Source organism: Streptomyces sp. NPDC044719, from assembly GCF_056433405.1.
Genome location: NZ_JBWKHE010000013.1, coordinates 182341 through 196892, shown reverse-complemented (window position 1 = coordinate 196892; position 14552 = coordinate 182341). Strand labels below are relative to the sequence as shown.

At 66.1% G+C, this 14552-nt stretch carries 9 protein-coding genes; 6 read left to right on the top strand and 3 right to left on the bottom strand.

Features of this window, described 5'->3' with window-relative positions:
• From AC07DF_RS38960 to AC07DF_RS38950, 3 genes are all read left to right on the top strand, one after another.
• Positions 1-2124: amino acid adenylation domain-containing protein (locus AC07DF_RS38960; protein ID WP_478981878.1), on the top strand; the 2124-nt coding region annotated here is incomplete at its 5' end.
• Positions 2117-2338: an MbtH family protein gene (locus AC07DF_RS38955; RefSeq protein ID WP_165343780.1), complete on the top strand. Its 222-nt coding sequence runs from the start codon at positions 2117-2119 to the stop codon at positions 2336-2338. The genes AC07DF_RS38960 and AC07DF_RS38955, both read left to right, overlap by 8 nt.
• A gap of 114 nt (positions 2339-2452) precedes the next feature.
• Positions 2453-3214: a thioesterase II family protein gene (locus AC07DF_RS38950; RefSeq protein WP_478981877.1), complete on the top strand. Its 762-nt coding sequence runs from the start codon at positions 2453-2455 to the stop codon at positions 3212-3214.
• A gap of 73 nt (positions 3215-3287) precedes the next feature.
• Here AC07DF_RS38950 and AC07DF_RS38945 read toward each other — a convergent pair whose 3' ends face one another.
• The 3 genes from AC07DF_RS38945 to AC07DF_RS38935 form a co-directional block, all read right to left on the bottom strand.
• Complete coding sequence (locus tag AC07DF_RS38945) at positions 3288-6065, bottom strand: helix-turn-helix transcriptional regulator (RefSeq protein ID WP_478981876.1); 2778 nt, start codon at positions 6063-6065, stop codon at positions 3288-3290.
• Positions 6066-6116: 51 nt separating this feature from the next.
• The gene (locus tag AC07DF_RS38940; RefSeq protein ID WP_478981874.1) at positions 6117-6884 is read right to left on the bottom strand and encodes a sulfite exporter TauE/SafE family protein; all 768 of its coding nucleotides are present in this window, start codon (positions 6882-6884) and stop codon (positions 6117-6119) included.
• 93 nt (positions 6885-6977) lie between these two features.
• Positions 6978-9605, bottom strand: a complete 2628-nt coding sequence (locus tag AC07DF_RS38935; protein ID WP_478981872.1) for an AfsR/SARP family transcriptional regulator — start codon at positions 9603-9605, stop codon at positions 6978-6980.
• A gap of 502 nt (positions 9606-10107) precedes the next feature.
• Here AC07DF_RS38935 and AC07DF_RS38930 point away from each other — a divergent pair.
• The 3 genes from AC07DF_RS38930 to AC07DF_RS38920 all read left to right on the top strand — a co-directional run bounded on the left by AC07DF_RS38930 (position 10108) and on the right by AC07DF_RS38920 (position 14391).
• Entirely contained in the window at positions 10108-11370 is a 1263-nt protein-coding gene (locus AC07DF_RS38930) for a LeuA family protein (RefSeq protein ID WP_355861599.1), read from the top strand.
• Between the two features lie 142 nt (positions 11371-11512).
• Entirely contained in the window at positions 11513-13354 is a 1842-nt protein-coding gene (locus AC07DF_RS38925; RefSeq protein ID WP_478981869.1) for an aconitase family protein, read from the top strand.
• Positions 13351-14391 (top strand): isocitrate/isopropylmalate dehydrogenase family protein, encoded by a 1041-nt coding sequence (locus tag AC07DF_RS38920; protein WP_165343773.1) that lies wholly within the window; start codon positions 13351-13353, stop codon positions 14389-14391. The genes AC07DF_RS38925 and AC07DF_RS38920 overlap by 4 nt, the downstream gene beginning before the upstream one ends.
• Positions 14392-14552: the final 161 nt, after the last annotated feature.

Here is a 14552-nt window from a genome sequence, read left to right as displayed (position 1 = left end):
CTCACCTCCCTGCGGCCCGCCAACCCGGCATACGTCATCTACACCTCCGGATCCACCGGCCGCCCCAAAGGCGTCAGCGTCACACACACCGGACTGGTGAACTATGTGGCCAGGGCCTCGCAGACGTATGCGGGCTTGTCGGGGGAGGCCCTGATCCATGCTCCGATGTCTTTCGATATCGGAGTGACAAGCTTCTACGGCACTCTGATCGCGGGCGGTTGTCTACGCCTCCTCCCCTCCAACAGCCAGTGGCCGACCGAGGAGTTGCAGGCCCCCGAGTCGATCACCTTCGTGAAGATGACCCCGAGTCACCTCCAAGTTCTCCTGAAGGGTTCGGAACCTTTCCCGGCCACGGCCACGGGTCAGCTGATGCTGGGCGGTGAGCTGTTGACCGCTGAGGCTGTGCGGCAGTGGCGCAGCAACAGCCCTGACACGCAGCTGATAAACCACTACGGCCCCACCGAGACCACCGTCGGTTGTATCGACTACCAGATTCCCCCGGGAACCCAATTCACCGGGGACTCTGTTCCCATCGGACGCCCGATGTGGAACACGCGGGTGTATGTGCTGGATGGTGGGTTGCGGTTGGTGGCTCCGGGTGTGGTGGGTGAGTTGTATGTGGGTGGTGCGGGTCTGGCGCGGGGGTATCTGAATCGTGCGGGTCTGACGGCGGGCCGGTTCGTGGCGGATCCGTTCGGTGCGGCGGGTGGGCGGCTGTATCGCACGGGGGATCTGGTGCGGTGGGGTGCAGACGGGCAGCTGGAGTTCGTCGGGCGTGCGGATGACCAGGTCAAGGTCCGTGGTTTCCGGATCGAGACCGGGGAGATCGAAACGGTCCTGGCCGAGCAGCCTGGTGTCGCTCAGGCGGCGGTGGTGGTCCGGGAAGACCGTGCCGGCGACAAGCGCCTCGTCGGCTACATCATCCCGGAACACCCGGCCACGGACGCCGAAGCCGCCACAGGCGGGGTGGACACCGTGGCCCTGCGCGAAAGCCTGCGGGGACGGTTGCCGGAGTACATGCTGCCCTCGGTCCTGGTCGCCCTGGACAGCCTGCCGTTGACAGCGAACGGAAAGCTGGACCGTGCCGCGCTCCCCGTGCCGGATCTGTCGGGCATGACGTCCGGGCGTGGTCCGCGTACTGCGCGGGAGGAGGTGTTGTGCGGGCTGTTCGCTCAGGTGCTGGGGCTGCCGAAGGTCGGCATTGATGACAGCTTCTTCGCCCTGGGCGGGCATTCGCTGCTGGCGATGCAGCTGATCAGCCACGTCCGCTCGGTCCTCGGAATGGAGCTGTCCATCCGCAATCTGTTCGAGGCGCCTACGGTGTCCGCGTTGTCCAGGGAATGGCATCCCGAGGTGAACGAATTCGACACCTTGGTGCCGCTGCGGGCGACCGGCGATCAGCCCCCCATATTCTGTGTCCATCCAGGAAGCGGTATCGGGTGGTGCTACAGCGGGTTGATAGCGCGGCTGCCAGAGGAATATCCGATCTATATCCTCCAGGCGCGAGGCCTCAACCCGGCGGATGAAGTGTCCGGGAGCATCGAAGAGATGGTGGCCGACTATCTGGACCACATCAAGTCGGTTCAGCCCAAGGGGCCTTATCGCCTGCTGGGCTGGTCCTTCGGCGGTGTGGTCGCCCAGAAAATGGCCACGACTCTTCAGGCCGATGGTGAACAGGTCGACCTGCTCGCCCTCCTCGACGCCTACCCGCAAAGCGAAGAAATTGCTGATGTGCCGGTGGGTGGCCAGATCTCGCTGTTGACTGCCGCGCATGCCGCAGGATTGCAGGACGCCGAGGTTCTTGCCGGACTGGAACAGGACCGGCTCGCCGCCGTGGACGCGGTCGTCAGGAATAACGGGTGGTTGATCCGGTCCTTTACTCCGGACGTCTATCAAGGAGACATGCTGCTGTTCAAAGCGGCGGCGAAGAGGGAAAAGCCGCGAGGCTCGGCCGAGTCCTGGATGCCGTACGTTGAGGGCGAGTTGCTTACGTACGACGTCGATCGCACGCATGACGAAATGACTGTTCCGGAAGCGTTGGATGCAGTAGGCTCTGCACTGCGATCTGTACTCGTGGATATCGACTGCAACCGTGCTGACGCCAGGGAGGATTCAAATGGCTAACAACCCGTTCGATGATGAGGACGGCGAGTTCTATGTCCTGGTGAATGCCGAGGGACAGTATTCGCTGTGGCCGGTGTTCGTTGACGTCCCGGACGGCTGGGATATCGCGCTACCCAAGACCAGTCGGGCCGAGTGCGTCGAGTACATCGACGAGCACTGGACCGATATGCGGCCGAAGAGCCTGGTCGAGGCAATGGAACGAGACAAGCGCTAGCGCGCACTCGAAGCCGGCGCGGGCGGCCCTTGGCGACCAGTGGCAGCGGATGCACCGCTGGTCGCCAAGGGCCGTCGTTCAAGAGAAGTTGTACGGAATATGCGGGAGGAACCCATGCCAGACCAGCAGACCCGGCCGTTGCCTGTCCTGCGGTGGACCACGCGTCCATCGGCCACGGTCGTGTACTGCCTGCCGTACGCCGGCGGCGTGGGCCGAATCTTCCAGCCCTGGGCTTCGAGCGCGCCGCCCGGTATCGAGATCCGGTCGTTCGTCCTGCCGGGCCGTCAGGAACGCCTGGGTGACCCCATGTACACCACGGCCTCGGCCCTCGCCGACGATGTCGCCGCTGCCGTGCTGGACGATTCCCAGGGGCGGCCGTTCGCGTTCTTCGGGCACAGCATGGGCGCGCTCATCGCTTTCGAAACCGCCAGGGCCCTGCGTCGGCGTGGCGGCCCGCAGCCGGTCGTGCTCAGCGTATCCGGGCGGGAGGCGCCGCAGGCGAAGGACAGGCGGCCGCCCATATCTCACCTCCCGGACGGCGAGTTCGCCTCGGTCATGGTGGACTACGGCGGAATGCCCACGGACGTCCTGAACAACCAGGACCTACTCGACATGGTCCTGCCCGCCCTTCGCGCCGACTTCGCACTGTGCGAGAGGTACGAATACACCGAAGAGCCGCCACTGGACTGTCCGTTGCTCGTGTTCAGCGGCGCGGACGACCCGATGGTCGAGGCCGAGGGCGTCCGGGGGTGGAGCGAACAGACCACCAAAAGGTCTCTCGCCCAGACCTGTGCCGGCGACCACTTCTTCCTCTGGCAGCACCAAGCCACCATCCTCGACATGATCAGCCGGGTCGTGGCGGCACGCGTGCGATAACGGGTGATGGTCTGTTCGCGTCCGAACGCACCAGACCGCCCGGGAACGCACAGCAGTTGAGGTTCAACCGCAGTCAAAGATTCACCGGAATCTCCTGCCGCGTCGTGATGCGGAGCTTCTGGTATACGCGGGTGAGGTGCTGTTCCACCGTGCTGACAGTGATGTAGAGCTGTTTCGATATGTCGCGGTTGGTGCGCCCGTAGGCGGCCAGCAAGGCCACCCGGTGTTCCGCCTTCGTGAGTTTGACGACTGCCGCGCCCTGCTCCGCGTCGCCCCCCGCACCGACGGACACGGTTTCCTCCTCGACCGCCCGGTCAGGAGTCCGGCTGCCGACGGCGAGCTTTGCACACAGCGGTTCCGCCCCGCATTCCCTGGCGAGATGCCAGGCCCTGCGCCGGACCGAATCGGCCCGGGCCGCGTCGCCGAGCGCCTGGTACGTCTCGCTGAGGTCGCCCAGGGCCTTCGCCAACTCCAGGCGCTCACCGCAGGCGTGCAGCCGCTCGACGACCTGCGACAGCAGGCGCGCGCGCTCCTCCGCCGGGGCGACGGCAGCATGCACACGGGAGAGGACAACCCCGGCTCCCGTGGCCTGAAGGGTGACCTGGTTGCCGGGCGTCGCGAGCAACCGCGCCGCCTCGGACGGCTCTTCGAGCCGTAGCCAGGCATGAGCCGCGTCAGCCCGCCATGACACCAGCAAAGGATGGTCGATTCCCCATCGACGGGCATGCTGCCCCACGCTCAGGAAGTCCGACAAGGCCGCGTGTGGGCGGTTCGTGGCCAGGTGGAGCCGGCCGCGCGCCCGGAGACAGCCCAGCCAGTACAGGCTGTTGCGCCACTCCTCGGACACTGGCTGGTCGAGTTGCCGCGCCGCGTCGTCGTAACGGCCCATCTCCGTATAGGCGAGGGCGAGAATCGAGGCGGTGCCGCAGATGAGCATGCCACCGTTGCGCTCAGGCACCGCCTTCAGCACGTTCTCCACCGAGGTGACGGCCTGCTCCAACTTCCCCTGCCGTAAGGCGATCTGGCCCCGGAGCAAGCCGAACATGGCCTGCCAGCCCGGTATGGCCCGGCGCGTGGCCTCGTCCAGTGACATGTCGCACCAGCACTCCGCGTCGGCCAGACGGTCGGCGTGCAGCAGCGTTTCGATCGCGTTGCACACCGGTCCTGCCGTCGAGTCCGTGAGGGGGGTGGCCCGCAGGAAGTTCTCCGCTGCCCCGGCCCGGTCCTTGCTGGTGCCGGTGAGAAGGTGCTCCGCCGACTTCCTGAGCAGGGGCAGCCCCGGTACGCGTTCGTACGAGAGGTCGTCCGCCTCCTGTGCCGGGACGGACGGCCACCCTTCGTCAGGGATTTCGACCCCTGGATAGCCGTAGCGCACCAGCATCGACGTGAGTTGCGGGTGGATGCCCGCCGTAGCGGCGGAGGCGTCCGAGCGCGGGCTGAGGCGGTCCAGCACCTCGAGCGCGTCGGCGACCCGTCCCTGTACGACGAGGAGCTTGCCCAGAGATCCCAGTGCGGCCGGTGACAGGGCGCCTGACCGCATGGACTCCATGAGCTGCGGGAGGTAACGGTACTCGGCCGCCGCGGGGTTGATCCGCCAGGTGATCAGGGCCGTCCTCAGCCGGATCTCGATACGCTGCGACTCGTCGGTGCAGCCGTCACCGGCCAATTCGAGGAAGCTGATCGCCGTGTCCGCGTCACCCTCGGAGAGTGCCTTCTCGGCGGCGTCCCGCAGCGTGACGATTTCCCACGGCTCGGTGGCTCGTCGCGCATCCGGTTGGGCGTGGGAGCTGAGCAGGTGCCGCGCCGCCAGTGACGACGACGCCCCGGCCTCCCGCAGCGCCACCGCTGCTCGGTGGTGCAGCAGGGCACGGTGGGACGACGTGATGTCCGCCAGGACGGTGGCCGCGGCGGCCGGATGCCGGAACCCGTCGGCGCCGATGACGCCGGCGGCTCTGAGCGCGTGCAGGTTCCGGTCGACCAGCGCTGACGGCTTCTCGACCATGCGGGACAGCAGCTGCGGGGTGCTCGCCTCACCGAGGACGGCGAGGGCGTGTCCTAGCGTCAGCGCCACCGAGCCGCTGCGATACAGGCAGGCCAGGACGGCCTGGCCGTACAGCCCTCCTTCGAGGGGCTGGAGGACCTCGAAGGGCGTCGGGTCGGTCCGTGCCGAGGGGCCGGACGGCCTGAGCTCCTCCAACAACGCCCTCAGCAGCAGTGGGTTTCCTGCGCTGATCGTGTGCAGTTGGTCGACCAGCGCACTGTCCTCGGCGGTTTCCCGCGTCACGTTCAGCATCGCGGCTGTGCCCTCCCTGCTCACCGGATCCAGCCGTACCCGCAGAGAGTTCGACTGCCGTAGCAGTTCGGTCTTCATGACCGGGTTCTGGTGCGGCAGGTGGAGGCAGTCCGTCAGGACCAGGAGGATGCGCGTGGCTCGTCCCCGAGCAGCCGCCCGCAGGAGGTGCCGGAGCGAGAGGCTGTCCCCGTCCTGGGCGTCGTCCACGCACACCACGACCGGTGCGGTCTTCGCCAGGAGGTGCAGCGCCTCGCCGAAGTGCTCGACGCTGGTGTCCGCGTGAGCCTCGGGGACGTTCGTGTCCGAGATCGGCGTGGGGAGCTGGCCCGCCAGCTGGCGGAGGAGGCCGAGCGGCCGGGCTTCGCCCCGGCGCAGACCAACAGCGTGCAGGACGACGGCTCCCTGCTCAGCGGCGTGCTCGGCGAAGGTCTGGAGCAGTTCGCTCTTGCCGCACCCCACGCCGCCCTCGATGACGACCATCCGGTTCCTGCCGGTCCAGGTCTCGGCAAGGGCGGACTTCAGATAGGTGAGTTCCTTGTCGCGGTCTACCAGGACCATCTCGGATGATACCCCCGCTGCTTCCAGTTCACCGTGGTACGAATTGACGGCTCAGCCATATCCTTCGACCCCCAGCTTTGCCGCGAACAGAAGTCCGCTGATCCCGGCGAGTGAACGCAGCAGGCCACGGGAGATTTTCCGGGCGAGCAAGGGGCCTACGCCGCCTCCGAGGAGAAACCCGGCTGCCAGGGGCAGCGCAGCGCCGTAGTGGACCGATCCCGAGATGATAAAGATGACCGACGCGGTGCTGTTCGCCAGGATGTTGGTGGCATTTTTTATGGCGTTGATGCGGACCAGCGGTTCGTCGATCATGACTCCCAGCAGCGCCACTGCGAGAATACCTCCGGCTGCTCCGAAGTATCCGGTGTAGACCGAGACTGCGAACATGCCGGACATGGAGAGGAATGAGAAATGATCGTCGGCGTCGCAGTCCGCGCTCACCGGACCGGCCGCCATCCGATTAATCTTCGGTTGGAGGAGAAGCAACACCGAAGCTCCGGCCACGAGAATGGGAACCATGAACTGGAAAATGTCAGGAGACGTCACGATCAATGTCACGGCCCCCACGGCTCCACCAATGGCGTTGATGGCTCCGAAACGAATGACCCGGGACCGCTGTCCTTCCAGTTCCGGTCGTGATCCCAGTGTGGCGCCGAAACCGGTGAAGACCAGCGACACTGTGTTCGTAGCATTCGCTACCACCGGCGGTAAACCCATGGAAAGGAGCGCCGGATAGGAAATAAGCGAGGCGATGTTGACGATGGTGCAGGCGATTCCCGCTAGTATTCCAACCAGCAGAAGGACGGCCTGCTGCTCCAAAAGCACAATTTCTCCATGAAGGATGAGATAATGGCAGGCAGGTGAGCCGGACCGACTGCTCCGGGTGCGCGGAGGAAGTTGTCCATTTTGCGGTCAGAAATCAGTGGCCCTGAACCGGGGAAGGCCGCCCTGGCGGACGCCCCCGGGACCTGACAGCGAGAGTTCTTCGTGGCGGTGACCGTTGTTCTGCTGCAGGCTGTCGTGCCCCGGAGGGCGGGCGGCGTGCTGGGGCGCACCGTGGCAGGCCAAGTTCTTGACGTTCACGGTCACGTTCAGGGCGTCGTCCTGGGACGGTGTCCGGTCGTGCCGGGCGTCGTCGCGCTCGTAGAGGTGGTCGGCGAGTTCGACGGCCAGACGCCATGCGTGAGTGCTGAAGCCGGCATCGGCAGCCAGGCTCACGGCACGGAGCAGTACCTGGCGCTCAGCGGTGAACCACGCCAGGGCCGACAGCCGGCTGTCCAGCTCTTCGAAGACGACTCCCGCGCGGGCGCGGGACGGCGCTGTGGACGTCCGGTGCGGGGACAGGAGACGGGCCGCTGCCTGTCCGGTGCGGAGGTAGTGGTCCAGCATCCGGTGCACGGCCGCTTGCCGCTGGGTCTCGTCGTCGAGGGTGTGAGCGAGTTCGGAGGCGTACGAGCGCATCAGCCCGGGCAGGGAGTACCGGCCCGGGGAGTGCTCCTCTGTCAGGTTCGCCTGCGTCAGCTCAGTCAGCAGCCCGCGCACGAGCGGCGCCGGGACACCGGCCAGGCTGGCCGCCGCGGGCTCGGTGATGTCGGGCCCCGGGTGCAGCCCGAGCAGTCGGAGCAGCCGTGCCGCCTCGGGGCTGAGCCTGTCGTAGGACCAGGACAGCACCGTTTTGACGTCGGTGACGGGGTCGCCCGTGGTGAGCGTGCCCAGCCGCGCGTTGTCGTCCCGCAGTTGCTCGGCCAGGGACTGTAGGCGGGGAGTGGTGCGGGTGGTGTCCAGGGCGGCCACCACGGCGAGCGCCAGGGGCAGACCGGCGCAGGAGTTGATGATCTCGTTCGTGGCCCGGGGCTCGACGGCCAGCCGGTCGGGTCCGAGGCGGTCGGCGAGCAACTGCCGCGATTCCTGGGTGGTGAGCATCCCCAGGGCGATCGGGCGGGCGCCTTCGGCGGCCACCAGACTCGTCAGACGGTTGCGGCTGGTGATCACGACCAGGCACTCGGACGCCCCCGGCAACAGGGGACGGACCTGCTCGGAGTCCTTGGCGTTGTCCAGCAGGATCAGCATCCGCCGCCCAGCCAACAGACTGCGGAACAGGTTCACTTGGGCGGCCAGACCGGCGGGAACGCTGTGCGCGGGAACCTGGAGGGCGTCGAGGAAGCCGCGCACCGTGTCCGCCGGGCTTGTGACCTCCTGATCGGGGGCGAAACCACGCAGGTCGACGTAGAGTTGCCCGTCGGGGAAGCGATGCGCCACCTGGCTCGCCCAGTGGACGGCGAGCGCGGTCTTGCCGACGCCGGCGGTTCCCGTGATGGCAAGGACGGGCATGGCAGTGGACGCGGCGCCGTCACGAGCGAGCGTGTCGAGCCGAGCGAGTTCGGATGTGCGACCGCTGAAATCGCGTGCCGCCAGGGGAAGTTGAGCCGGTATCGGCAAACCCGGTCGGCCGGACAGGTGGTCCGGCGTTGCCGCCGACCGATGGCGGTGTACGACCGCGGCCTCCTGGCGGTGGTCTGCCCGAGCGGAGGGTCCCGGGCCGGCCGGCGAGAAAGTGGCCGGTTCGGACGGCTGGGGGGAGCCGACCGTCGGTTCGACGGGGGCTGCCCCGGGGGTCGGATGTGCCGGTCCGCCGCACGGTCGGGATGTGGGGCCGTGCGCCTCGACGAGTGGGCCGTCGGCGACCGCTGAGGGACGAGTCCCCTGCTCCATCTGACCGGTGAACCTGAATCGCCGCAGCTGGGCGATGGGGTCGGCCACGAACTCCGCATGAGGGCCGGAGCGCAGGATCGCGGTGTGGACCTGTTGCAGATCGCCCCCGGGATCAAGGCCGAGTTCGCCGGCCAGCCTCTTCTGCAGAGCCCTGAAGGCGGCCAGGGCCTCGACACGCTGCCCCGCCGCGTGCAGGGCGAGCATCAGGAGGCCTACCAGCGGCTCTCGCAGCGGAAACCGGTCAACAAGAGTACGAAGTTCGGTGGTGACGTCGTGGTGGCCCAGCGCCAATTCCAGTGCCAGGCACTCCTCCCAGACGGTCAGATGCCGGTCCTGCCAGATGCGGGCCGCGCTCTCCAGCCTGCTGCTCCCGATACCGGTCAGCATTTCGCCGCGCCACAGCAACAGCGCCTCACGCAGCTTGGCGGCCGCCGCGGCGATGTCCACCGGGATCAGTTCATGTCCGGCGGTCGCCAGCTCGTCGAAAGCGTGCGCGTCCAGGGCATTGCCCTCCAGGCGGAGAAGATAGCCGGGGCGCTGGGTCGAGATGATGTCGCTGGGGGCGCCATTGTTGAGCAGCTTCCGCCGAAGTCGCGGAACGATGTCCTGGATCTGCCGACGTGCCGTTGCCGGAGGCTCCTCCCAGACGACATCGATCAGATGCTCGATGGTCACAGTCCGGTTGGCGCTCAGCAGGAGTGCGGCGAGTGCCCTCTCCTGCCGTGATCCGTCCAACGAGACAGGGTGATCACCGGAGCGTACTTGCAGTGGTCCAAGGATCTCGAAAGAAACAGAAGTCAACTTATCCCCCGTGTTGATTTCAGCCACTGGTTTTCGCGCTGTTCAGATGAACTTTCTGTGTTTAGGGCAGGGTGAATTCCGATAAGGCGATCGGCTGATCCGCATTCGCTTCACCGGCTGGCCGCCCACCGTGCTTCCCCCTGGTCCGCTCGTGGGCGAGCGATCCCGGGTCTGTGGAAGAGTTGCCCGCAACGCCGATCCGGTTGACACGACCTTGCTGGAACTTTTGACGGCTGAGTGTTGTCCCTGAATCGGCTCGTTTGGTTCGCATAGGCAGACTTCGCCGGGCAGGTCCGGGTCTGCCGGGTCTGGTCAACGGCGCCGGCCCAGGGCCGAGGACCGGGCGAGGATCCGGTGAGGACGGCGGACCGTAGCTTGTGTTCGCGTTGACGGAGCCGTCGAGGCTCTGGCGAGAGCCGGGCGGGTAGGCGGGGCGAATGCGCTTGGGTCAGTGGCACATTGGCGACCGGAGGTCCGGCCGACAAGGAAACCTCAATATTTCTGACTATTCGGGAAACCGGAGGTCGAAGTGAGCGGAATCATTGGCGAGAGTTCGAACCTGAGGCCGGATGTCTGGTTCAACTGGAACAGCATCAGGTGCGAGAGCGCCCAGCCGACGCCCACGCATTCAGGCACCTTCTTCGACGAGACTCTGCGCGACGGACTCCAGGCGCCGAACATCCGTAACCCGACGCTGGAGCAGAAACTGACCATCGTCGACCACATGGTCCGCTCGGGGGTCCGCTCGGCTGATCTCGGCTTTCCGGGATCGGATTCGGCCGCCGAACGGGAATGTATCGAGATCGCCCGCCACATCTCCGCGAACGGATACGAGCTGACGCAGGGATATGCTGGCCGGACTCACCCGGCGGACATTCACGCGATATGCGAGATAGCGCAGACCGTTGGAGTAGCGGTCGATGCGTATCTCTTCATCGGGGTCAGCCCCATCCGGCAGTACGTCGAAGACTGGGACAGCGCGTCGATCAGGCGCAACATCATTCAGTCGGCGGCTGAGTGCCGACGGGAGGATGTGGAGTTCGTTCTGGTCCTGGAGGACACGGTGCGGTGCACTCCCGAGGTCCTCACCGGCGTATACGACGCGGCCATCGAGACAGGGGTCCGAAGGATAACTCTCTGCGACACGGTGGGCGCCGCGTTGCCGAGCGGGACGCGATCGCTCATTCACTGGTCGCAGCAGTACTTCGCGGACCGAGGCCATCCAATCGGATTCGAATGGCACGGGCACAACGACCGGGGCCTGGCGCTCGCCAACTCCCTCACCGCTCTCGCCATGGGGTGCGAGCGCGTGCACGGCACGATCCTGGGCATCGGCGAGCGAACGGGCAACGCCTCCCTCGACCAGCTCATGGTGAACAGCCACCTGGACGGGCACGCGACGTACGATCTCAAGGCACTCCGTGACTACTGCGCCTATGCAGCGCCCGTGCTGGGTGTCGACATTCCACAGAATTACCCCGCGATGGGGCGTGACGTCTTCAAGACCAGCGCCGGAGTCCACGGAGCCGCGATCCTGAAAGCTCATGAAAAGGGGGACGTTCTCGTCAAGGACAGTGTCTACTCGAGTGTTCCCGCCAGCTTCCTGGGCCGTGAACAGGAAGTGATGATCGATGCTTCGTCTGGTGTCAACAACGTAAAGTACTGGCTGACGGTTCACGGATACGAAAAAGACGACGCCTCCTTGATCAAGAAGGTCCTGGCGAAGGCGAAAACCAGCTCCGCTCCTCTGGCCGACGAACTGATAAGGCAGATCATTGCGACCGCTGAGTGAAGCCGGAGGCGTCGGCCGTGAGCGTTCGATCCGCCTGCGCGGCGAAGTCCTGGTCCTGACCGAGGACACGGAACTCATTGGGGCTCAGCTGGTGGGCGGTGGTACCGTCCCGGCAACGTCGGAGTTGCTCCAGGCCCCGCTTATGAACAGCATTTCGACGGACGAGATTATCCCGGGCTGGTGCTGTTACTGGTACGACGAGAAGCTGGGCGACTACGCGTATCTCGGTCTCCGCGGAAAGCCCTTCGTGCAAGGAGCGGTGAAGTCGTTCGCGCCGCAGGTCATCGTCAGCGGCGAAGCCAAGGGCTGTGGTTCGTCCCGGGAGCACGCCGTGTACGCCGAGAAATACGCAGGAGTGGAGATCGTCTTCGCCCGCTCCTTCGAGAGGATCTACCAGCAGAACTGCCGAAATGTCGGCATCATCACCTGCGACGACTTCGGCGCACTGGACGCCCTGCTGGCGGGCGAGGAACTTCCGCTGGGGGCGTTCACGCAACGCGCGAACGAGATCGAACGCGCGATCATTGACCTGGGCGGGCTGTTCGGCTTCAACCGTGAGACCCGCAACGGCGCGGAGAGTGACGTCAGGCCGGCGTTTTCCGTGAAGAGGCCGCTGAACGCTGTGGAAAAGATCATCCAGCGGCGGCTCTCGTCCCGCAACCCCTGTGGTGACAGCGAGAGCGTGCGGGTCGGGGAATCCTACTTCGCCGAGGCTGATGTGAGATTCTCGCACGAATATGTGACACCCATGGCCGCGGGGATGTTTGTGCGTCAGTTCGGAGCGGAGGCCGTGCTTGCCGAGCCGGAGTCATGCTATTTCTTCCAGGACCACCTCTCGCTGGCGGAATCCGTCCTGAAGCGACGGGACAACGGCCTGGAACTGATCGAGCGGGTGGAGAACCTGGGCAGGCGCCAGCAGGAATTCGCGGCCCTCAGCGGCGGCAACTTCATCGGCTCCTCGGAAATGGGGGGCAGCCGCGCCATCTGTCACAACTACATCCTGGAGCACGTCGCCCGGCCGGGAGACATGATCATCGGCACGGACAGCCACACGTGCACGGCAGGCGCTGTCGGTGCTCTCGCCTTCGGAGTGGGCGCGACGGACATCGCGAACGCCTGGTACAACCGCGAGATCCTCGTGAAGGTTCCCGAGGTCATCAAGGTCAATCTGGTGGGGCGGCTGAGGCAAGGAGTGTGCGCGAAGGATCTGATGCTCTCACTGCTGGCGCACCCGTCGATCGAGGGCAGCCGGACTCTGGGCAAGGCACTCCTGTTCGGCGGCCGGGGGGGCGAGGGCCTGAACGTCGACGAGCGCGCCACCCTGTGCAACATGGCGGTGGAAGCCGGGGCCATGACCGGCATGTTCGAACCGGATCACGTCACGTACGACTACCTCGGCCGACGCTCTCCCGCATCCGACGGCGGCGGGGCCGCGGTCTCGGACGAGAATGCGGAGTACTCCGCCATCGTGGACATCGACCTGGCACTGATCGTGCCGATGGTGGCTCTGCCGGGGGATCCGCGCAACTCCGTGCCTCTGGCCTCGGTCCCTGAGAGGGTCAGAGTCGACAAGGTCTACGGCGGTTCCTGCACCGGCGGCAAGGCGTACGACATGGACATGTACGCGAGCGTTTTCGAGCTGGCTCGCGCCCGTGGGGTGGCCGTGCCGGACGGCGTGCAGGCGTACATCCAGGTCGGCAGCGAGGACGTCATGCGGTACGCGGTCGAACGAGGCTACATCGACCTGTTCAGGGATGTGGGCGTGAGCGTGCTGCCGCCGTCCTGCGGGGCGTGCATCAACGCCGGTCCCGGTGTGTCGGAGAGCCCGGCCGAGGTCACCGTGAGCGCGCAGAACCGGAACTTCCCCGGGCGCTCGGGACCGGGCCAGGTATACCTGGCCTCGCCCTACGTCGTCGCGGCCACCGCGGTGGCCGGCTACCTCAGCTCTGTCGAAGACATGTTCACGCCGAGGGTGGACTCATGAGGATCGCGGTGGTCCCGGGCGACGGGATCGGCAAGGAAGTGATTCCGGCGACGCTCCCTGCGCTGACCCTGCTCAGTGACGCGTTCGGTCTGGATCTCGAATACGACGTCTTCGGCTGGGGAGCCGACGAGTGGATCGCCAGCGGCGTGGGACTGCCGACCGGCGCTGTCGAGCGGCTGTCGAAGGACTACGGCTGCGTCTTCCTGGGAGCACTCGGCGACCCGCGGATCCCCGACATGGCACACGGGCGTGAGATCCTCCTCGGGCTGCGCAGGGAGCTCGACCTGTACGTCAACCATCGGCCGATAGTCCTGAGCGATGGCGTCATCGATCTCTATCGCGAGAACACCCAGGGGCTCTATGTCGGAGTCGGCGGGACGGTGGGCCGGGCCGGCGTGGTGAACGTCGCGATCGACGAGTGCGTCTACACCCGCGACACCGTCGAGAAGTTCGTACGTTCCTGTCTGCGCCGGCTCAGCGAAAAAGGTCGGCGAAAAGTGACGTTGGTGCACAAGGCCAATGCCGTGCCAAACACCGGTGGGCTCTGGGTGGACGTTTTCCGAAAGGAGCTCGGAGCCTTTCCCGAAATGATCGGCTCCGAGGAGTACGTCGACTCTTTCTGCTACAACCTGGTGCGCGACCCGACGCCCTACGAAGGTGTGCTGGCGTCCAACCTTTTCGGGGACATCATCAGTGATATCGGAGCTGCTCTGATGGGCGGACTGGGTCTCGCGGCGAGCGCCAGCATATGCCCCGAAACCGGCTTCGTCCTCGTCGAGCCGGTGCACGGCAGCGCTCCGGACATCGCGGGGAAAGGCGTGGCGAACCCCTGCGCCGCGGCCATGTCCGTGGTGCTGATGCTCGACCACTTCGGACACACCGAAGCTGCCGACATGCTCCGCGCGTGTGTGGGCGAGGCGGCACGAAGCGACGCGGCGACTCCCGACCTCGGCGGCCGTGGGACGACCGACGGCCTGATGGGCACGGTGCTGGCCCTCCTCGGTCGGCGTCTGTCCGAACGGCCGCGCACCGACTGAACACGCCCGCCTGGAATTCCCGATTCCAGCCACCGCCGGAAAACCGCCGAAAACATCCTGTCAACCGAATCACATGTGCCGCAGGTCGAGCTGCTGATGGACATGGATGCGGGTCCGGGCCCGTACCGAGGCGATCTTCGTCCCAGGACCAGCGGCGTCTG

What these genes read in the sequence shown, in the direction of transcription:
- AC07DF_RS38920 (WP_165343773.1), top strand. Translation starts at nt 13,351, where the DNA reads ATGAGGATCGCGGTGGTCCCGGGCGACGGGATCGGCAAGGAAGTGATT.
- AC07DF_RS38955 (WP_165343780.1), top strand. Translation starts at nt 2,117, where the DNA reads ATGGCTAACAACCCGTTCGATGATGAGGACGGCGAGTTCTATGTCCTG.
- AC07DF_RS38945 (WP_478981876.1), bottom strand. Translation starts at nt 6,065, where the DNA reads ATGGTCCTGGTAGACCGCGACAAGGAACTCACCTATCTGAAGTCCGCC.
- AC07DF_RS38950 (WP_478981877.1), top strand. Translation starts at nt 2,453, where the DNA reads ATGCCAGACCAGCAGACCCGGCCGTTGCCTGTCCTGCGGTGGACCACG.
- AC07DF_RS38925 (WP_478981869.1), top strand. Translation starts at nt 11,513, where the DNA reads ATGAACAGCATTTCGACGGACGAGATTATCCCGGGCTGGTGCTGTTAC.